Here is a 19,429-nt window from a genome sequence, read left to right on the forward strand (position 1 = left end):
GCTACGTTGCAAATATAATCAATTTATCCGAAACTCAAGTTCGGGACGTTCCTTTAAATAAGAGATCAATTCTCTCCCTACCGACAATTTTACCGGGCGGGATATCAGATCGACCACCATCTTTTCATCCTTATCGGTTACCTTAAAATAAAGCTCGGTATTTCCCGGATGATCTTTGGTCAATGAAGACAGTTCCGCCACAAGAGCAGAGTTCAAAGCAGACAAAGGAATCAGAATTGTAATCTTCTCCACTAGTTTCTCTTTTACATCGGGAAGCAACTCCATCGAGGTGATCTTGACATCCAATTCTTCCGGACGCCATTGCTTAGGCTGGCAACGCGCCTTTATAAACAAGAAAGTACCTTCACCCAGATAACCCTGGAAGGTAACCCAATCGTTTCCGAAGAAAGGAAGTTCTGCCGAGCCGGAATAATCTTCTATCTTGGCAATGCCGTAAGGATTACCGTTCTTGCTGATTCCTCTGCGCACACTGGTCACAATACCTCCCATCGTAATCTCCCTACCGGCCAAAGCAGTCTTATCTTCAAGTTCGGCCATATGCGTATTGCAAACATGATCGAGCACAATGGCATATTCGTCCAACGGATGAGCCGACAGATAGATACCTACCAGTTCCCTCTCTTTATTCAGACGTTCCAAATCTCCCCAGCGCTCAGCCGGCAGAATCTCCGGTGTTGCAATATCGATCACATTTTCTCCGCCAAACAACGAATTAACCGCAGCCGCCTTGTCAGCTTGGTAACGGTTACCATAACGCATCAGTGTTTCAAGGAAAACTTCTCCTTTCGAATTGACAGCAAAGAACTGTTCACGTTTCAACTCCGGAAAACTATCAAAACCACCCGACAACGCAAGGCATTCCATATTCTTCTTATTACAAGCATTCAAGTTGACCCGCTGTACAAAATCAAAGATACCCTTATACGGACCATTTGCCCGCCGTTCGTCCATGATACTCTGTACTGCAGCCTCTCCTACTCCTTTTACAGCACCAAGGCCAAAGCGAATGTCACCATGCTTGTTTACCGTAAACTTCAAGTTACTTTCATTCACATCCGGCCCCAATACCTGAATACCCATTGCCTTACATTCATCCATCAGCTTCGTGATATCGGTAATGTTCGACAAGCTTCGACTCATAACGGCAGCCATATACTCCGACGGATAATTTGCTTTCAGATAAGCTGTCTGATAAGCCACCCATGAATAACAAGTAGCATGCGATTTATTAAACGCATACGAAGCAAACTTCTCCCAGTCAGTCCATATTTTTTCCAATACTTTCGGATCGTGCCCATTCTTCCGACCACCTTCAATGAACTTTGGTTTCATGTGGTCCAGCTTATCACGCAATTTCTTACCCATCGCCTTACGCAGAGCATCCGACTCTCCACGGGTAAAATCGGCCAACAAACGGGACAGGAGCATCACCTGTTCCTGATATACAGTAATACCGTATGTATCTTTCAGATATTTCTCCATTATGGGAATATCATACTCGATCGGTTTGCGTCCGTGTTTACGATCGATGAAATCGGGAATGTAATCCATCGGTCCCGGACGATAAAGGGCATTCATGGCAATCAAGTCTTCAAAAGTCGTAGGTTGCAACTCCCTCAGGTATTTTTGCATGCCGGCAGACTCAAACTGGAACGTACCGACCGTACGCCCGTCACTATAGAGCTTGTAAGTAGCCGGGTCTTTAATGGAAATCGTATCGATATCCAGCTTTTCTCCTTTACTCAACCGAATATTTTCAACCGCTTCCTTAATGATGGACAAAGTTTTCAATCCCAAAAAGTCCATCTTAATCAATCCCGTATCTTCAATAACCGATCCCTCATACTGGGTAACAAGCATCTTTTCGCCTGTTTCCTTATCATCGGCCGTACTTACCGGCACCCAGTCGGTTATATCATCCCGGCAGATAATGGTACCACAGGCATGTACACCTGTACCACGCACATTACCTTCGAGCATCAAAGCATATTTCAATGTATCACGCACCAACGGATCAGGCGAAGCCTCAGCCGCCTGCAACTCCGGCACATAATCGATGGCATTCCGCAAATTCAGCTTTTTATCAGGTATTTTATCAGGCACCAATTTCGCCAGTCTGTCCGATTCAGAAAGAGGCAGTTTCTGTACACGCGCCACATCTTTGATAGCCAATTTCGTTGCCATCGTACCATATGTAATAATATGAGCCACCTTCTCATGACCATATTTTTCTGTTACCCAACGAAGCACTTCACCGCGTCCGTCATCATCAAAGTCAATATCGATATCAGGCAATGAAATACGATCCGGGTTCAGGAAACGCTCAAACAGCAAGTCATACTGAATCGGGTCGATTTTCGTAATCTGCAAACAATATGCAACAGCCGATCCTGCTGCCGATCCACGTCCCGGCCCGATGGAAACACCCATGTTCCGGCCTGCAGCGATAAAGTCCTGCACAATCAGGAAGTATCCCGGAAAACCCATCGTCTTCATGATATGCAATTCAAAAACAAGCCGTTCCTTTACTTCCGGACTCAAAGGGTCTCCATAAAATTTCTTCGCACCGTCAAAGGTCAGCTTTTTCAGATAATCCGCTTCGAGCTTGATACGATATAATTTATCATAACCACCCAAACGCTTTATCTTATCGTTTGCCGCCTCTTCGCTCAACACTACGTTTCCATTCTCATCTTGTGTAAATTCGTCGAAAAGATCTTTCTCCGTATACTTTTTGCGGTATTCTTCTTCCGTTCCGAAATCTTCGGGAATAGCAAAAGTAGGCATAATGGGCGCATGGTCGATGGAGTAGTACTCTACTTTATCAAGAATTTCGAGTGTATTGCTCAATGCTTCCGGAACATCAGCAAAGAGTTCGTTCATCTCCTCACGAGTCTTCATCCATTCCTGTTTGGTATAAAGCATACGTTTCGGATCGTCCAAATCCTTGCCCGTACTTAGGCAGATAAGACGATCATGCGCCTCAGCATGCTCTTCATTCACGAAATGAACGTCGTTCGAACAGATCAGCTTTACATTATATTTTTTTGAATATTCAATAAGGTGCTTATTCACATTTACCTGCAAAGGATATGCCTCGTGGTTCGCGCGGGGCACAGTAGCCTTATGACGCTGAAGTTCCAGATAATAATCTTCTCCGAACAGATTTTTATACCACTGAATGGCTTCCTCTGCTTCATCCAGCAATCCCTGAGTTATTTTCTTGGGTACTTCCCCTCCCAAACAAGCCGAACACACAATCAGGCCTTCGTGATACTTTTCCAATTCGTTGCGATCTGTACGCGGACGCATATAATATCCTTTCGTCCAAGCCTTAGACACTAACTTTATAAGATTATGGTATCCTTTCTCATTTTTGGCAAGAACAATCAAGTGATAGCCACTTTGGTCGGGTTTCCCTTCTTTCTTATCCAACGTACGGCGGGCTACATACATCTCACAACCTATGATGGGCTTGAATAATTTCGCTTCCGCTTCCGCTATTTTAGCCTTACAAGCGGCTATTTCCGCCTCCTTGTCTTCGCACTCCACTTTTCCGGCTTCAATAGCAGCCAGACGTTTCTTCTGGTCCTTTATCTCGCCTTTCGGCCCACTGTTTTTCTTATTGACATAGTTCGTGAATTCCTTGATACCGAACATATTTCCGTGATCGGTAACCGCAATTCCCTTCATCCCGTTCTTCATCGCTTTATCAACCAGCGCACTGACACTGGCCTGGCCATCCAGAAGCGAATACTGGGTATGGACATGTAAATGAACGAAATCCTGCATATTGATAGGTTGATTATTTTGAGCCATAAAAGTACAATCTATAAGGTTACTAACAAAAATAATGCCCAAAAAGTTATCAACATGTGTATTTCTATCGCTATTTACTTGCTGGATTTTCAAATTAAGTATATTTTTGCAGACAATTATCATTCATTAGCGCACATGGGTCGACTTAAGAAATTAAAAAAGATACGTATTCACCGTGAAGGCACACACATATTATGGGGCAGCTTGCTGTTACTACTACTTATCAATGTCGCCCTTTACTATGGAATAGAATGTAAACTGCCTTTTTATCTGGTGGTTCTGACCAGTATCATCGTTTACGGATTGATGGTTAACTTCTTCCGTTGTCCGAAGCGTCTTTTCGGAGAAGAAACGGAAAAGATAGTCGTAGCACCCGCTGATGGCAAGATTGTAGTTATCGAGGAAGTGGACGAACACGAATATTTTCACGACCGTCGTATTATGGTATCTATCTTTATGAGCATCCTGAACGTACATGCCAATTGGTATCCGGTAGACGGGACAGTGAAAAAGGTATCCCACCACAATGGTAAATTCATGAAAGCCTGGTTGCCCAAAGCCAGCACAGAAAACGAGCGCTCTACAGTAGTCATCGAAACCCCGGAAGGTGTGGAGATTCTGACACGTCAGATTGCCGGAGCAATGGCACGCCGCATCGTCACTTATGCCGAAGTAGGCGAAGAGTGTTACATCGACGAGCACATGGGATTCATCAAATTCGGTTCGCGTGTGGATGTATACCTTCCATTGGGTACAGAGATATGTGTTACAATGGGACAATTAACAACCGGTAATCAAACGGTTATCGCCAAACTGAAATAAAAACTGTCACAATGGCAAACATTTTCACTAAATATATCCCCAACACAGTAACCTGCCTAAATCTTTTTTCCGGTTGCATTGCTTGTGTCATGGCTTTTGAAGCACGCTACGAATTGGCTTTTATTTTTATTATACTAAGTGCGGTTTTTGACTTTTTCGATGGCATGCTGGCACGCTTACTGAATGCTCATTCCCCAATCGGTAAAGATTTGGATTCATTGGCTGACGACATCAGTTTTGGCGCAGCACCTGCATTTATCATCTTCTCCCTATTTAAAGAGATGCACTATCCTGCAAATATCGAATTCATAGCTCCTTATATGCCATATGCAGCTTTTCTTATTGCAGTGTTTTCAGGCCTGCGATTAGCTAAATTCAATAATGACACTCGTCAAACTACTTCTTTTATCGGTCTTCCGGTACCTGCCAATGCACTGTTTTGGGGATCATTGATAGTAGGAGCCCATGATTTTCTCATAACTCCGGCTTGTCATCCCGTCTACATTTTAATATTGGTAATGCTTTTTTCATGGCTATTGGTGTCGGAGATTCCAATGTTCTCATTAAAATTTAAAAATTTATCCTGGAAAGACAACAAAGTCAGTTTCATCTTTCTGATCATATGTATTCCACTACTTATTTTATTAGGCATTAGCGGATTTGCAGCAGTAATCGTATGGTATATTATACTTTCACTTTTTACAAGAAAAAATAAATAAACAATCCTTTTGGCACGTTTGTTGTACTATCAGTTTCAAACAACGTATAAAACTAATAGCCCATGCATATCTTAGGATTAATATTCATTTTTATCATAGCTATCTTTATTATCGGCGTCTCAGTCATAGGCGGCATCCTACGAGCTATTTTCGGCTTCGGACGACGTTCACGACCAACTCCGCACACTTATGCAACATCCGGTGAGAGGAGACAACAGCAAAGTTCTCAAAGAAGAGAGGAAGAAGAGGAAGTATGCAATACGGAAGAGAACATCCACCCCCGAAAGCATAAGAAGATCTTCACGAAAGACGAAGGAGAATACGTTGACTTTGAAGAAATTAATTAATAATTATTCATCTTTTCGCTGCAAAAAAGGCTTTCATCAATGCAGCACACTCTTCCGCAAGCACCCCTTTGACAACGATCGTTTTGGGGTGCAATGCCCGAGCGGCATACCGTTGATATCCACGCTTCTCGTCTTCCGCTCCAAATACTAATCTTCCAGTTTGTGCCCAAGCTATAGCCCCGGCACACATTACGCAGGGTTCCACAGTTACATAGAGCGTACATTCATTCAGATATTTTCCACCAAGAACATTAGCGGCAGCAGTGATGGCTTGCATCTCGGCATGGGCAGTCACATCATTCAGTGTTTCCGTCAGATTGTGGGCACGCCCGATAATACGCTCCTTACATACGACCACAGCACCTACGGGAACTTCTCCCCTATCAGCCGCTTTCTGCGCTTCAACAAGCGCTTGCTTCATAAAATAAGTATCATCCAGCATATCATTACATTATCAGCGTCTCATATCGTGCTCACCAAAAAGGGTGGGATAATCTTCTTCCATATTCTTATGAATAAACATAAGAATCGTCTCGCGAAGCCAACGTGATTTATTTGTGATCTTATACTTTTCCAAATAACGATCTACAATCATCTGCTCGTCTTCGCTTAATAAAATGCTCATCCTCCGTTCACGCTTTGTAACTTCGTCGTGCATTCTCAGACACTTTTTCCCTCTCCTTTTCATATATTCTGCAAAATTACTTTTCCTTCTGTAAAAACAAAGAATAAAAAAGAGTATTTTTGCATTCCGACAGCTAAATTATGGTTATTAGCCACTAAGTCCCAGCTGCCAGCTACTAAATTCTAACTACTGACTACTCAAAAAATATGGCCGAGCACAACGAATTAGGAAAAGCCGGAGAAACTGCTGCGGTAGCTTATCTGGAAGCCCGTGGTTATGTGATCCGACACCGAAACTGGCGAAAGGGTCATCTCGAATTGGATATTGTGGCAGCTAAGGATAATGAATTGATCGTTGTAGAGGTCAAAACACGAAGTAGCAATGATGTCATGCAACCGGAAGATGCAGTAACCCACCAAAAGATAAAAAACACGGTGAGAGCCGCAGATACCTATATCAAACTTTTCCAAATTGACGCACCGGTACGCTTTGATATCATCACAGCCATAGGCCGGACCGGCAATTTTAAAATAGAGCATATAAAAGAAGCTTTTTATCCACCCTTATTTTAAAAAGACATGAATGTAGAAAGAGCCAGAGAATACTGTTTAAACAAAAAAGGAACGATTGAATGTCTTCCATTCGATGACGTGTCACTCGTAATAAAAGTAATGGGCAAAATGTTTGCTCTTATCGATCTGGAAAGCGCCAATACCATCGCCTTAAAATGTGATCCTGAGTATGCCCTTGAACTGCGTGAACGTTATACCGCCATAGAGGGTGCCTATCACTTCAATAAGAAATACTGGAATAAAGTCTGCTTTGACCTGGATGCAGACGATCGTCTGATAGAGCAGTTAATAGATCACTCATATGAAGAAGTCATAAAAAAATTCACGAAGAAATTACGCGCCGAATATGATGCACTTCCCTAAAACATTCCCTGTCCCTTTGATTCATTTGGAAGAGACAGATTCGACCAATAAATACCTGAATGAACTCTGTAACAAACAATGTGTAGAAGAGCTGACTACCATAACCGCCGATTTCCAAACTTCGGGCAGAGGTCAACGCGGCAACAGTTGGGAATCGGAAGCCGGACAAAACCTGATGTTCAGCTTTGTCCTCTATCCCACTTTTCTGAAAGCTCGCAGACAATTCCTGCTATCGCAAATCATATCATTGGCCATTAAAGAAGAATTGGAAAGATATGTTTCGAACATTTCTATCAAATGGCCGAACGATATATATTGGAAAGACAAGAAAATTTGCGGCATGCTCATTGAAAACGATCTGACAGGTGTACATATCAGCCGCAGCATCACAGGGATCGGGATCAACGTCAATCAGGAAACGTTCTGTAGTGACGCTCCCAATCCCGTATCTCTGAAACAAATCAACGGTCAGTCGTATGACTGTCCCCAGATACTCGCTTCCGTGATGAAACGGATAAAAACTTACTATAATTTGCTGGCAACCGGAAAAGCCGATATCCAATCTCTTATTGCCGACCGCTATGCCTGCTCCCTTTTTCGCAAGGAAGGTTTTCATCGGTACACCGATGCTAACGGAGATTTTATGGCCCGCTTGTTACGAGTAGAACCAGACGGACGGTTTATCCTTGAGGACCAAACAGGAACTATACGAAATTATCTATTTAAAGAGGTACAATACATACTTCATTAAAACTTCGCATTGCACAAAAACACAATCAGTCTGCCTTTTCAAATACCTTAAGCAGCTATTTCATTTCCGCTTCCATCTTTTTTATCTTCTCCAGCGTTTTCATTACCTCTGCAGAGGGAAACTGTCGGATCACATTCTGTAAATATTCTTTCGCCTTACCGTAGCCATCTGTCATAAGTTTACTTAATCCGTCTTTATAACGGGCATACTGCATCCGGGTAGGCGAACTGATCTTTTTATAATCACGCATCAGTTGCTGCTTTTCCTGCTCCGCCATCAGATAATAATAGTTTCCGACAAATATATTAGCGGCCAAATGATTTACATCCAGCGAAAGTACCTTCTGATAGGTCAGCAAGGCATCTTTTTCTTTTCCACGACACACTTCTGTTTCCGCGCAGGCAGCAAGCCACTTCACGTCATTAGGATTCTTTTGAAGCACTTCTTTACAGAAGAGGTAGGCTTTGTCATAATTCCGCATAGTTTTGTAATGAAAAGCAAGTTCCTGAGCCATTTTAGTACCCACACTGCTAGCCTTATCAACGCTTGTCCAATAAAACATCTCCGACTTATCAGCATTCAACTGAATAGCCTGGCGGAACAAACTGACCGCTTGCTCCCACTGTTCGGCAGTCATGGCCACCGAAACCTTCTGCAGTACACCTTCGGCGGACTGAGCCGAAAGTGCCAACGGAAAAGAAATTAAAAAAGTAAATAGCAAAGTTAAGGTTTTCATCTCATTAATATTTATTTAGTTAAGCGCTCTGCAAAGATAATGATTTTTATTCTCATTTGTTTATTACGAACTATTTAAATAGCGTTATTGTTCAGTTAAATTTCATGATATATATTTTTTAATATAACTTTGCCTTCAAATGGATAAAAAGAGATCGATCAACACCGGAAACAAACGCATCCTCAAGATAGCAATACCCTCTATTATTTCGAATATAACAGTCCCTCTGCTGGGGCTGATCGACGTCACGATCGTAGGTCATTTAGGTTCCGCCGCCTATATCGGAGCAATTGCCATAGGAGGCATGTTATTCAATATTATTTATTGGATTTTCGGTTTTCTGCGTATGGGAACAAGCGGAATGACCTCGCAAGCCTACGGGCAACGCAATTTGGACGAAGTTACCCGCTTATTGTTACGATCTGTCGGCATAGGATTGCTGATTGCGCTTTGCCTGCTACTACTCCAATATCCCATACAAAAAACAGCTTTTACCCTTATCACTACTACCCGTGAAGTAGAGAATCTGGCAACTCTCTATTTTCGTATCTGTATCTGGGGTGCCCCTGCCGTACTCGGACTTTATGGTTTTGCAGGATGGTTTATCGGGATGCAGAATTCACGTTTTCCCATGTATATCGCGATCACACAGAATATCGTGAATATAATAGCCAGCCTCAGCTTTGTCTACCTACTGAATATGAAAGTAGAAGGAGTCGCCTTAGGCACACTCATAGCCCAATACGCCGGATTCCTGATGGCTCTCCTATTATGGATGCGCCATTACAAACCGCTACGTAAACGTATTGCCATAAAAGGCATTTGGCAAAAGCAGGCTATGTCCCGTTTCTTTTCGGTGAACCGTGATATTTTCTTCCGTACCCTTTGTCTGGTAATCGTCACGATGTTTTTCACATCTGCCGGAGCCGCACAAGGTGAGACCGTACTTGCCGTGAACACTTTGTTAATGCAACTATTCACCCTTTTCTCTTATATTATGGACGGTTTTGCCTATGCCGGCGAAGCTCTGGCCGGTAAGTATATCGGTGCCCGTAACCGGACAGCCCTTCATCAGACTGTCCGGCAACTGTTTGGCTGGGGCATCGGACTTTCTCTATGTTTTACCCTGCTTTACGCTATTGGCGGTAGATCCTTTCTCGGATTACTCACCAATGAAGTCGATGTTATCAACGAAGCAGAAAATTATTTTTATTGGGTGCTTGCTATTCCTCTTGCCGGATTTTCCGCTTTTCTTTGGGACGGTATCTTTATCGGCGCCACAGCTACCCGGCAAATGCTTGTTTCTATGTTTATAGCTTCCACCTGCTTTTTTGCCACTTATTATTCCTTCCATAGCCTGATGGGAAATCACGCCTTATGGATGGCCTTTCTCATCTACCTTTTTCTACGCGGAATCATACAGGCTTTCCTTTCAAGAAAAATCCTGAATATCTTTCCCACTACTTAGAAAGTCCGTTTAGATTCTACTTTTTTTATACAGATCTCTATTTTGCATAGACCTTTGTGGAGTAAGTTGCCCTACCTTCATTCTGTATATTAGATACCGGCATGGATAAACCCGGTCATAGTCCCCCCTTTCACCCAGCTATTCTCCAATGAACTCATATAGATACAATTCTGATCGACGTTCGCTTTCGAACTGGCTGGAGTACGCTCGAAAGAGATGTGTAAATTCTCGATACCGATATTATGACGGATAGTCGTAATATTATTTATCTTATAAATATAGGCTTGTGCATAAGTCTTATCGAGCGTGTAGTACAACGGCGCATCCAATGTAACGACATTCCCTTCTATCTTCTTGATATTCGGTGATAAGACATGTCTACATCACTCGTTTTCCACTTCATCGATTCATCCGTATTCCGATTGGAGTTCCCACCATGCCACACAGCCTCCAGCCAAGCCGTCGTCGTGAGATACTTCACGCAAATAAGATACCCCACTTTGTAGGCATCCGCATCTGCCACACTGAAACTATAATCACCCGGCATCACTTTTTCCGTAGTAATATTAGTACGAGCACTTACCTTATTGATGGCAGCCTGAATGTGCGCCGTATTATCCGCAGCAACATCCGGCAGTGGACTGATCGTTTCCGTCCGGTCCGGCATATCTATTATCGGTACCGGTTCTCCATTCCTATATCCAGCCTGACTGAAATCAGGCAAAACAAATCCGTCGGCATTTTGAATATAAGTCAGTGCTCCGTCACCGGCCACCTTTAAGAGTTGCGACTGCCAACTGTCCTGGGCTCGGAGAATCCCGCAATAATGCAGAAACCACTCCCGTTAAAAGCAATTTAATACTATTCTTCATAATAATTATTTTTTTGACCTCCAAAGAAAGGCAATATCCCTTATACCGCTTTGCAGCATTGTCCCAAATGTTATTACAATTATCTCAATCCGAAGCCGGGCAGACAACCCCTCTTTTCCGTAAATTACAAACAGTCCCCGATTACATATTTCTCACATCCTGTAAGCCAAACAATATGATATTCATTTATATTCCTTATATTTGCACAAACTAAATAATATATATCTTATGACAAAATACAAGAGAATCCTATTAAAGCTCAGTGGTGAAAGCTTGATGGGAGAAAAGAAAAGCGGTATCGACGAGAAAAGACTGGCAGAGTATGCAGCCCAAATCAAAGAAATTCATGAACAAGGAGTACAGATAGGAATCGTAATCGGCGGTGGTAACTTCTTTCGTGGATTGACCGGTGCAGGTAAAGGATACGACCGCGTAAAAGGAGACCAGATGGGGATGTTAGCTACCGTAATGAACAGCCTTGCCCTTAGTTCGGCATTGGTGGCAGCCGGTGTGAAAGCCCGTGTACTGACAGCTATCCGTATGGAACCGATAGGCGAATTCTACAGCAAGTGGAAAGCCATTGAATATATGGAAGCCGGAGAAATCGTGATCATGTCTGCCGGAACCGGAAACCCCTTCTTTACTACTGATACCGGTTCTTCTCTCCGTGGCATCGAAATAGAAGCAGACGTCATGCTGAAAGGCACACGGGTGGATGGCATTTATACGGCCGATCCGGAGAAAGACCCGACTGCTACAAAATTCAATGACATCACCTATGATGAAGTGTTGAAGCGCGGCCTGAAAGTAATGGACCTCACAGCCACGTGCATGTGCAAAGAAAACAATCTGCCGATTGTAGTATTCGATATGGACACCGTGGGAAATCTGAAGAAAGTCATCGAAGGAAAAGAAATCGGTACAGTCGTGCATAATTAACAGTATATTTGCAGATAAGCAAAAAATAATCTACTTTTGTTCTATATTCAGTAAAAATAGCAAAACTATAAAAACTAAAAGATATGATAGACGTTAAGACTTGTATCAACGATTCACAAGAGAAAATGGATATGGCCATCATGTACCTGGAAGAGGCATTGGCTCATATTCGTGCCGGAAAAGCAAGTACGAGACTATTGGACGGAATCCGTGTGGATTCTTACGGAAGTATGGTACCAATCAGTAACGTGGCAGCTGTAACTACGCCGGATGCGCGTAGTATCACGATTAAGCCGTGGGACAAAAGCATGTTCCGAGTTATCGAAAAGGCAATCATTGATTCCGACTTGGGTATCATGCCCGAAAACAATGGAGAAATCATCCGCATCGGTATTCCTCCGTTGACTGAAGAACGCCGTAAACAATTGGCAAAACAATGTAAGGCCGAAGGTGAAACAGCCAAAGTCAGTGTACGCAATGCGCGCCGTGACGGTATAGATACACTGAAAAAAGCAGTTAAAGAAGGTCTTGCAGAAGATGAACAAAAGAATGCCGAAGCCAAACTGCAAAAGATCCATGATAAGTATATCAAGCAGATCGACGACATGCTGGCTGAAAAGGATAAGGAGATAATGACAGTGTAAATTTAGTTGAAAGTTGAGAGTTGAAAGTTGAAAGTTACTATTCAGCGTGATTGCATAAGTAATTTTCCACTTTTAAGTGACGGGTAACTCTCAACTATCTAAGAATTCTCAACTTTCAACTCTCAACTTTCAACTAAATAAAATATGCGTGGATTAGTTATAAAGAATACAGGAAGCTGGTATCAAGTCAGGACAGATGACGGACAATTTATCGAGTGTAAGATAAAGGGGAATTTCCGTCTGAAAGGAATACGGAGCACAAATCCTGTGGCAGTAGGCGACCGGGTGCAAATTATACTGAACCAGGAAGGTACTGCATTCATTAACGAAATAGAAGATAGAAAGAATTATATCATCCGCCGGTCTTCGAATCTTTCCAAGCAATCACATATTCTCGCCGCCAACCTTGACCAATGCATGCTGGTGGTGACAATCAATTACCCCGAAACATCCACCATCTTTATCGATCGTTTTTTAGCTTCGGCGGAAGCTTATCGTATACCTGTCAAACTGGTATTCAATAAAGTCGATGCATATGATGAAGATGAACTTCATTATTTAGACAGTCTCATTAACCTTTATACCCATATCGGCTATCCCTGCTTTAAGATTTCCGCTAAAAGCAAACAAGGAATCGATGCCATTCAAAAAGAATTAAAAGGACGGATTACGCTCTTCTCCGGACATTCGGGAGTAGGAAAATCCACACTTATCAATGCCATACTTCCGGGACAAGAAGTCAAAACGGCAGAAATATCTACTTATCACAACAAAGGAATGCATACCACCACTTTCTCCGAAATGTTTCCCGTTGAAGGAGGAGGGTATATCATCGATACTCCGGGCATCAAAGGGTTCGGAACATTCAACATGGAAGAAGAAGAAATCGGACATTACTTCCCCGAAATATTCAAATTTTCTGCCGACTGTAAATACAACAACTGCACCCATCGTCAAGAGCCTGGTTGTGCAGTAAGACAAGCCGTAGAGCAGCACTATATCAGCGAATCACGCTATACCTCCTACCTCAATATGCTCGAAGATAAAGAGGAAGGAAAATACCGAGCAGCCTATTAATTTATTAACTCTTTTTCACGCTACACATATTAAACTTTCCTGCCATACTCCTGTCTAACCTACAAGATTATCAATTGCTATATTTAACAGGTGCACTGCCACATGTACCTATATAACATAAAACATACATGGACAAGAGAATTAAATGGGGTATTATTATTCTTGTAGGTGCCGGATTAATAGGAGGTGGCATCTACTCTCAAATGCCTAAACAAAATGAAGAATTGGCTGCTGCCGATAAAGTATCCAAAGCTCAGAAAGGGAACAAGAGAATTCTAAATGTAAATGCACGGATTATCAAACCGCAACTGCTTACTGATGAAATCCGGATTAGCGGTAGCCTGCTGCCGGATGAAGAGGTAGACCTTTCATTCGAAACATCCGGAAAGATTGTAGAAATAAACTTTGACGAAGGTAGTACCGTTCAGAAAGGACAGTTACTGGCCAAAGTCAACGACCGACAGTTGCAAGCCCAACTTCAACGTCTCGTTTCCCAACTGAAACTGGCGGAAGACCGCGTATTTCGTCAGAATGCACTTCTTGAAAGAGACGCCGTAAGTAAAGAGGCTTACGAACAGGTAAAAACAGAACTGGCTACCCTGAATGCCGACATAGATATCGTAAAAGCCAATATCGCACTGACGGAACTCCGTGCACCGTTTGACGGAGTGATAGGTTTGCGCCAGGTCAGTGTCGGTGCATATGCCTCTCCCAGCACCATTGTAGCAAAACTCACAAAAATTTCCCCTTTGAAAGTAGAATTTTCCGTTCCGGAACGCTATGCCGGAGAAGTGAAAAGAGGAGCGAACCTGATTTTCAACCTGGAAGGAAAACTGGACGGATTCCCGGCTAAAGTATATGCCACAGAGTCTAAAATCAGTGATATGCACACCCTTACCGTACGCGCACTTTATCCGAACAGCAACGGGAGCATACTCCCTGGCCGATACGTCAGTGTCCATCTGAAAAAAGAAGAGATTCCGAATGCCATTGCAGTACCTTCGGAAGCGATCGTACCGGAAATGGGTAAAGATAAAATATACCTTTATAAAGACGGAAAAGCGCAACCAGTGGAAATATTGACCGGTATCCGTACCGAAGCAGAAGTGCAAGTATTGCGGGGATTGCAAGTAGGCGATACAATCATCACTTCGGGAACCTTGCAACTCCGTACAGGATTACCAGTAACTCTTGATAACATCGATTAAACCTGCCGCCTTATGAATATATCCGAATTAAGTATACGCCGGCCGGTATTATCGACGGTATTAACCCTCATTATCCTTCTCTTCGGATTCATCGGATACAGCTATCTCGGCGTCCGTGAATATCCGTCGGTAGATAATCCTATCATTTCGGTTTCCTGTTCCTATCCCGGTGCAAATGCCGATGTTATCGAGAATCAGATTACCGAACCGTTGGAACAGAACATCAACGGTATTCCCGGTATCCGCTCGCTTTCAAGCGTCAGCCAGCAGGGACAATGCCGCATTACCGTAGAGTTCGAATTGTCCGTCGATCTGGAAACCGCAGCCAATGACGTGCGCGACAAAGTATCGCGTGCACAACGTTATCTTCCCCGCGACTGTGATCCTCCTACGGTATCGAAAGCAGATGCCGACGCTACGCCGATCCTGATGGTAGCTCTCCAAAGCGAACGGCGATCGCTGCTGGAACTGAGTGAAATAGCCGACCTCACTGTAAAAGAGCAACTTCAGACAATATCAGATGTGAGCAGTGTATCCATTTGGGGTGAAAAGCGCTACTCCATGCGTCTGTGGCTCGATCCGATCAAGATGTCCGGTTACGGTATCACTCCCGTAGACGTGAAAAATGCAGTCGACAATGAAAACGTGGAACTTCCCTCAGGCAGCATTGAAGGAAATACGATAGAACTGACGATCCGTACTTTAGGTTTGATGCATACGGCAGATGAGTTTAATGATCTGATCATCAAGGAAGACAACAACCAGATTGTGCGTTTCAGCGATATCGGTCGTGCCGAATTAGGCCCGGCAGATATAAAGAGCTACATGAAGATGAACGGCGTTCCGATGGTAGGTGTGGTAGTCATCCCCCAACCGGGAGCTAACCATATCAAAATAGCCGATGCCGTGTACGACCGTATGGAAAGGATGCAAAAAGACCTTCCCGAAGATGTACATTACAATTACGGATTCGACAATACCAAATTTATCCGTGCTTCTATCGATGAGGTCGAACAGACTGTATACGAAGCATTCATATTGGTCATCATCATTATCTTCCTCTTCTTACGTGACTGGCGCGTAACACTCGTGCCTTGCATCGTGATCCCCGTTTCATTGATCGGTGCATTTTTCGTCATGTATCTGGCAGGATTTTCCATCAATGTGCTTTCCATGCTTGCCGTCGTACTATCGGTGGGACTTGTGGTAGACGATGCCATTGTAATGACAGAGAACATCTATGTGCGTATCGAACAAGGAATGGCACCTAAAGAGGCCGGTATCGAGGGAGCAAAAGAAATTTTCTTTGCCGTTATCTCCACCACCATCACACTGGTAGCCGTATTCTTCCCCATCGTATTCATGGATGGTATGACAGGTAAACTCTTCCGTGAGTTCAGCTTGGTTATTTCAGGATCGGTTATCATTTCCTCTTTCGCCGCATTGACTTTCACACCGATGCTTGCCACCAAGCTATTGATAAAACGTGAAAAGCAGAATTGGTTTTACAGGAAAACAGAACCCTTTTTCGAAGGGATAAACCGCATTTACAGCCGTTCACTGGCAGCTTTCCTGAAAAAGCGCTGGTTGGCACTTCCGGTTATCGCCGTTACCATCGGTATCATTGTCTTTTTATGGGGATACATTCCGGCAGAAATGGCTCCGCTTGAAGACCGCTCACAAATCAGTATAAATACACGCGGAGCAGAAGGAGTAACCTACGAATATATACGGGATTATACAGAAGATATCAATGATTTGGTAGACTCGATCATTCCCGATGCGGAATCTGTGACAGCCCGCGTTTCGAGCGGTAGCGGAAACGTGCGTATCACATTGAAAGACATGAAAGACCGAGATTACTCTCAGATGGACGTAGCCGAGGAGTTATCAAAAGCCGTACAGAAAAAAACAATGGCGCGTTCTTTCGTGCAGCAGTCCTCATCTTTCGGCGGACGTCGCGGTGGCATGCCGATACAATATGTATTGCAAGCCACCAACCTGGAAAAACTGCAAGAGGTACTGCCGAAATTCATGGCAAAGGTTTATGAAAATCCGGTATTCCAAATGGCCGATGTCGATTTGAAATTCAGCAAGCCCGAAGCCCGTATCAATATCAATCGTGATAAAGCCAGTATCATGGGAGTCAGTACCCGTAACATAGCCCAGACACTCCAATACGGTCTGAGCGGACAACGTATGGGATACTTTTACATGAACGGAAAACAATACGAGATTTTAGGTGAGATCAATCGCCAGCAACGCAATAAACCGGCCGATCTGAAAGCCATCTATGTGCGAAGCGACAAAGGGGATATGGTACAGCTCGACAACCTCATAGAACTGACAAACGGTATCGCCCCTCCGAAACTGTATCGTTACAATCGTTTTGCATCGGCCACGGTTTCCGCAGGATTGGCAGAAGGAAAAACTATCGGTCAGGGGCTGGACGAAATGGATAAGATAGCCAAAGAGACATTGGACGACTCTTTCCGTACCGCACTGACCGGAGACTCCAAAGAGTATCGCGAAAGTTCATCAAGTCTGATGTTTGCTTTCATATTGGCTATTTTCCTGATCTATCTGATCCTCGCTGCTCAGTTCGAAAGCTTCAAAGACCCGTTAATCGTAATGCTGACCGTGCCCCTCGCCATTGCCGGTGCACTGATATTTATGTACTTCGGTGGAATAACGATGAATATCTTCAGCCAGATCGGTATTATCATGCTCATCGGATTGGTGGCTAAAAACGGTATCCTTATCGTGGAGTTCGCCAACCAAAAACAGGAAAGCGGTAAAGATAAAATGAACGCCATCAAAGATGCTTCATTACAGCGTCTGCGCCCTATCCTAATGACGAGTGCATCTACCATATTGGGACTGATACCACTTGCCTTTGCCACCAGTGAAGGCTGCAACCAGCGTATCGCCATGGGAACGGCAGTAGTAGGCGGTATGCTGATCTCCACACTGATGACGATGTACATCGTCCCTGCCATATACAGCTATATTTCAACGAACCGTAATAAGTTAAGAGAATCATGAAACGAATCTTAATGCTCGCTATCGTTTGCAGCCTGCTCCTCACCGGACAGGCTCAGAAACAAGTATATACTTTAAAGTCCTGTCTGGAAGAAGGACTACAGAATAACTATTCGTTGCGCATCACCCATAATGAAGAGCAGGTCAGCAAAAACAATGCAACGTTAGGAAATGCCGGCTATCTGCCTACGCTCGATTTCAGTGCCGGATACAAAGGAACTGTAGACAACACACGAACGAAAGTCCGTGAAAGCGGAGAAACAATCAAAGAAAACGGTGTATTCGATCAAACAATCGATGTAGGGCTTAATCTCAACTGGACTATTTTCGACGGCTTCAACATTCAGGCCAACTACCAAAAGCTCAAGGAACTGGAGCTACAAGGCGAAACAAATACCCGTATAGCCATCGAAGACTTTGTGGCCAGCCTTGCCGCAGAATACTATAACTTTGTCCAGCAAAAAATACGTCTCGCCAATTTGCACTATGCCGTAAAACTGTCTAAAGAACGGCTCCGCATCGTGGAAGAACGCTATCACATCGGTAACTTCTCCCGTCTCGACTATCAGCAAGCCAAAGTAGACTTTAATGCAGACAGTGCCAAATATATGAAACAGCAGGAGTTGCTGCATACCTCCCGTATCAATCTGAATGAGCTGATGGCAAATGCGGATGTAGACCAGCCGCTCTTCATCGAAGACTCCATCATCAAAGTAAACGCCCATCTGAACTTTGAGGAGCTATGGAATGCCACGCTGCAAACCAATGCGTCTTTACTGAAAGCCGACCAGAATACTACCATTGCCCAACTGGACTATAAAAAAGTAAATTCACGTAATTATCCGTACCTGAAACTGAACACCGGTTACGGATATACTTTCAATAAATACGACATAGCTTCCAACAGTCAACGGGGGAACTTGGGATTCAATGGCGGACTGACCATCGGTTTTAATATATTCGACGGAAACCGCCGGCGTGAAAAACGCAATGCCAGCATTGCCGTAAAAAATTCCCGTCTGCAACGTCAAGAACTGGAACAAGCATTACGGGCAGACATCAGTAACCTGTGGCAAGCTTATCGCAATAACCTGCAATTGCTCAATCTGGAACGCCAAAATCTTATAGCCGCCAAAGAAAACCATGAGATAGCTATGGAACGTTATATGCTCGGTGACCTCGCCGGTATCGAAATGCGTGAAGCTCAAAAGAGCCTACTGGATGCCGAAGAACGAATACTCTCTGCTGAATATGATACAAAGCTGTGCGAGATCTCACTTTTACAGATTAGTGGCAAGGTATTGAAATACATGGAATAGGGATTAGGTATAAGTGATCATTTTTTCTCCCACATAAAACAATATTTACCTCTTCTTCCCCCTGTTTTCCCCTATCTTTGCCACA

Annotated in this window: 19 protein-coding genes; 13 read left to right on the top strand and 6 right to left on the bottom strand. The window is 43.6% G+C overall.

Going from position 1 to position 19,429, the window contains the following annotated elements; all coding sequences use genetic code 11:
- Positions 1 to 18 precede the first annotated feature (18 nt).
- Complete coding sequence (gene dnaE, locus HMPREF1532_RS05400; RefSeq protein ID WP_005925943.1) at positions 19 to 3,813, bottom strand: DNA polymerase III subunit alpha; 3,795 nt, start codon at positions 3,811 to 3,813, stop codon at positions 19 to 21.
- Between the two features lie 162 nt (positions 3,814 to 3,975).
- Between dnaE and HMPREF1532_RS05405 the strand changes: the two genes are divergently transcribed.
- The 3 genes from HMPREF1532_RS05405 (at position 3,976) to HMPREF1532_RS05415 (ending at position 5,728) form a co-directional block, all read left to right on the top strand.
- Positions 3,976 to 4,662 (top strand): phosphatidylserine decarboxylase family protein, encoded by a 687-nt coding sequence (locus tag HMPREF1532_RS05405; protein ID WP_025818970.1) that lies wholly within the window; start codon positions 3,976 to 3,978, stop codon positions 4,660 to 4,662.
- Positions 4,663 to 4,673: 11 nt separating this feature from the next.
- On the top strand, positions 4,674 to 5,381 hold the full coding sequence (gene pssA / locus HMPREF1532_RS05410) for a CDP-diacylglycerol--serine O-phosphatidyltransferase (protein WP_005925949.1): 708 nt from the start codon (positions 4,674 to 4,676) through the stop codon (positions 5,379 to 5,381).
- A gap of 62 nt (positions 5,382 to 5,443) precedes the next feature.
- Positions 5,444 to 5,728: a DUF4834 family protein gene (locus HMPREF1532_RS05415; protein WP_005925952.1), complete on the top strand. Its 285-nt coding sequence runs from the start codon at positions 5,444 to 5,446 to the stop codon at positions 5,726 to 5,728.
- Positions 5,729 to 5,735: 7 nt separating this feature from the next.
- Here HMPREF1532_RS05415 and HMPREF1532_RS05420 read toward each other — a convergent pair whose 3' ends face one another.
- Both HMPREF1532_RS05420 and HMPREF1532_RS05425 read right to left on the bottom strand, forming a co-directional pair.
- Complete coding sequence (locus HMPREF1532_RS05420) at positions 5,736 to 6,170, bottom strand: nucleoside deaminase (protein WP_005925954.1); 435 nt, start codon at positions 6,168 to 6,170, stop codon at positions 5,736 to 5,738.
- A gap of 12 nt (positions 6,171 to 6,182) precedes the next feature.
- The gene (locus tag HMPREF1532_RS05425) at positions 6,183 to 6,416 is read right to left on the bottom strand and encodes a hypothetical protein (protein ID WP_005925957.1); all 234 of its coding nucleotides are present in this window, start codon (positions 6,414 to 6,416) and stop codon (positions 6,183 to 6,185) included.
- Between the two features lie 143 nt (positions 6,417 to 6,559).
- Between HMPREF1532_RS05425 and HMPREF1532_RS05430 the strand changes: the two genes are divergently transcribed.
- From HMPREF1532_RS05430 to HMPREF1532_RS05440, 3 genes are read left to right on the top strand one after another with little or no spacing between them, the layout of a single operon-like run.
- A complete protein-coding gene (locus HMPREF1532_RS05430) occupies positions 6,560 to 6,925 on the top strand; it encodes a YraN family protein (protein ID WP_005925960.1) in 366 nt (121 codons plus the stop codon).
- 6 nt (positions 6,926 to 6,931) lie between these two features.
- On the top strand, positions 6,932 to 7,288 hold the full coding sequence (locus HMPREF1532_RS05435) for an MmcQ/YjbR family DNA-binding protein (RefSeq protein WP_005925963.1): 357 nt from the start codon (positions 6,932 to 6,934) through the stop codon (positions 7,286 to 7,288).
- Positions 7,272 to 8,039: a biotin--[acetyl-CoA-carboxylase] ligase gene (locus tag HMPREF1532_RS05440; protein ID WP_005925966.1), complete on the top strand. Its 768-nt coding sequence runs from the start codon at positions 7,272 to 7,274 to the stop codon at positions 8,037 to 8,039. The genes HMPREF1532_RS05435 and HMPREF1532_RS05440 overlap by 17 nt, the downstream gene beginning before the upstream one ends.
- Positions 8,040 to 8,094: 55 nt before the next feature.
- Here HMPREF1532_RS05440 and HMPREF1532_RS05445 read toward each other — a convergent pair whose 3' ends face one another.
- A complete protein-coding gene (locus tag HMPREF1532_RS05445) occupies positions 8,095 to 8,775 on the bottom strand; it encodes a tetratricopeptide repeat protein (RefSeq protein WP_005925969.1) in 681 nt (226 codons plus the stop codon).
- A 139-nt stretch (positions 8,776 to 8,914) separates the two neighbouring features.
- On the opposite strand from HMPREF1532_RS05445, the gene HMPREF1532_RS05450 reads away from it, so the two are divergent.
- Complete coding sequence (locus HMPREF1532_RS05450) at positions 8,915 to 10,243, top strand: MATE family efflux transporter (protein ID WP_005925972.1); 1,329 nt, start codon at positions 8,915 to 8,917, stop codon at positions 10,241 to 10,243.
- 89 nt (positions 10,244 to 10,332) lie between these two features.
- On the opposite strand, the gene HMPREF1532_RS21705 is transcribed toward HMPREF1532_RS05450, so the two are convergent.
- Entirely contained in the window at positions 10,333 to 10,572 is a 240-nt protein-coding gene (locus HMPREF1532_RS21705) for a hypothetical protein (RefSeq protein WP_025818971.1), read from the bottom strand.
- Between the two features lie 17 nt (positions 10,573 to 10,589).
- Entirely contained in the window at positions 10,590 to 11,018 is a 429-nt protein-coding gene (locus tag HMPREF1532_RS21710) for a hypothetical protein (RefSeq protein WP_005925975.1), read from the bottom strand.
- A 325-nt stretch (positions 11,019 to 11,343) separates the two neighbouring features.
- Between HMPREF1532_RS21710 and pyrH the strand changes: the two genes are divergently transcribed.
- The 6 genes from pyrH (at position 11,344) to HMPREF1532_RS05485 (ending at position 19,344) form a co-directional block, all read left to right on the top strand.
- On the top strand, positions 11,344 to 12,054 hold the full coding sequence (gene pyrH / locus HMPREF1532_RS05460; RefSeq protein WP_005925979.1) for a UMP kinase: 711 nt from the start codon (positions 11,344 to 11,346) through the stop codon (positions 12,052 to 12,054).
- Between the two features lie 83 nt (positions 12,055 to 12,137).
- Positions 12,138 to 12,698, top strand: a complete 561-nt coding sequence (gene frr / locus HMPREF1532_RS05465; protein WP_005925982.1) for a ribosome recycling factor — start codon at positions 12,138 to 12,140, stop codon at positions 12,696 to 12,698.
- 144 nt (positions 12,699 to 12,842) lie between these two features.
- Positions 12,843 to 13,775: a ribosome small subunit-dependent GTPase A gene (gene rsgA / locus HMPREF1532_RS05470; protein WP_005925985.1), complete on the top strand. Its 933-nt coding sequence runs from the start codon at positions 12,843 to 12,845 to the stop codon at positions 13,773 to 13,775.
- 128 nt (positions 13,776 to 13,903) lie between these two features.
- The gene (locus HMPREF1532_RS05475; RefSeq protein WP_005925988.1) at positions 13,904 to 14,983 is read left to right on the top strand and encodes an efflux RND transporter periplasmic adaptor subunit; all 1,080 of its coding nucleotides are present in this window, start codon (positions 13,904 to 13,906) and stop codon (positions 14,981 to 14,983) included.
- Positions 14,984 to 14,995: 12 nt separating this feature from the next.
- Positions 14,996 to 18,028, top strand: coding sequence for an efflux RND transporter permease subunit (locus tag HMPREF1532_RS05480; RefSeq protein ID WP_005925991.1), 3,033 nt, complete (start codon positions 14,996 to 14,998; stop codon positions 18,026 to 18,028).
- Positions 18,025 to 19,344: a TolC family protein gene (locus tag HMPREF1532_RS05485; RefSeq protein WP_005925994.1), complete on the top strand. Its 1,320-nt coding sequence runs from the start codon at positions 18,025 to 18,027 to the stop codon at positions 19,342 to 19,344. The genes HMPREF1532_RS05480 and HMPREF1532_RS05485 overlap by 4 nt, the downstream gene beginning before the upstream one ends.
- Positions 19,345 to 19,429: the final 85 nt, after the last annotated feature.

The sequence above is a fragment of the Bacteroides salyersiae WAL 10018 = DSM 18765 = JCM 12988 genome, assembly GCF_000381365.1.
GTDB lineage: Bacteria > Bacteroidota > Bacteroidia > Bacteroidales > Bacteroidaceae > Bacteroides > Bacteroides salyersiae.

What these genes read in the sequence shown, in the direction of transcription:
- dnaE (WP_005925943.1), bottom strand. Translation starts at nt 3,813, where the DNA reads ATGCAGGATTTCGTTCATTTACATGTCCATACCCAGTATTCGCTTCTG.
- HMPREF1532_RS05405 (WP_025818970.1), top strand. Translation starts at nt 3,976, where the DNA reads ATGGGTCGACTTAAGAAATTAAAAAAGATACGTATTCACCGTGAAGGC.
- pssA (WP_005925949.1), top strand. Translation starts at nt 4,674, where the DNA reads ATGGCAAACATTTTCACTAAATATATCCCCAACACAGTAACCTGCCTA.
- HMPREF1532_RS05415 (WP_005925952.1), top strand. Translation starts at nt 5,444, where the DNA reads ATGCATATCTTAGGATTAATATTCATTTTTATCATAGCTATCTTTATT.
- HMPREF1532_RS05420 (WP_005925954.1), bottom strand. Translation starts at nt 6,170, where the DNA reads ATGCTGGATGATACTTATTTTATGAAGCAAGCGCTTGTTGAAGCGCAG.
- HMPREF1532_RS05425 (WP_005925957.1), bottom strand. Translation starts at nt 6,416, where the DNA reads ATGAAAAGGAGAGGGAAAAAGTGTCTGAGAATGCACGACGAAGTTACA.
- HMPREF1532_RS05430 (WP_005925960.1), top strand. Translation starts at nt 6,560, where the DNA reads ATGGCCGAGCACAACGAATTAGGAAAAGCCGGAGAAACTGCTGCGGTA.
- HMPREF1532_RS05435 (WP_005925963.1), top strand. Translation starts at nt 6,932, where the DNA reads ATGAATGTAGAAAGAGCCAGAGAATACTGTTTAAACAAAAAAGGAACG.
- HMPREF1532_RS05440 (WP_005925966.1), top strand. Translation starts at nt 7,272, where the DNA reads ATGATGCACTTCCCTAAAACATTCCCTGTCCCTTTGATTCATTTGGAA.
- HMPREF1532_RS05445 (WP_005925969.1), bottom strand. Translation starts at nt 8,775, where the DNA reads ATGAAAACCTTAACTTTGCTATTTACTTTTTTAATTTCTTTTCCGTTG.
- HMPREF1532_RS05450 (WP_005925972.1), top strand. Translation starts at nt 8,915, where the DNA reads ATGGATAAAAAGAGATCGATCAACACCGGAAACAAACGCATCCTCAAG.
- pyrH (WP_005925979.1), top strand. Translation starts at nt 11,344, where the DNA reads ATGACAAAATACAAGAGAATCCTATTAAAGCTCAGTGGTGAAAGCTTG.
- frr (WP_005925982.1), top strand. Translation starts at nt 12,138, where the DNA reads ATGATAGACGTTAAGACTTGTATCAACGATTCACAAGAGAAAATGGAT.
- rsgA (WP_005925985.1), top strand. Translation starts at nt 12,843, where the DNA reads ATGCGTGGATTAGTTATAAAGAATACAGGAAGCTGGTATCAAGTCAGG.
- HMPREF1532_RS05475 (WP_005925988.1), top strand. Translation starts at nt 13,904, where the DNA reads ATGGACAAGAGAATTAAATGGGGTATTATTATTCTTGTAGGTGCCGGA.
- HMPREF1532_RS05480 (WP_005925991.1), top strand. Translation starts at nt 14,996, where the DNA reads ATGAATATATCCGAATTAAGTATACGCCGGCCGGTATTATCGACGGTA.
- HMPREF1532_RS05485 (WP_005925994.1), top strand. Translation starts at nt 18,025, where the DNA reads ATGAAACGAATCTTAATGCTCGCTATCGTTTGCAGCCTGCTCCTCACC.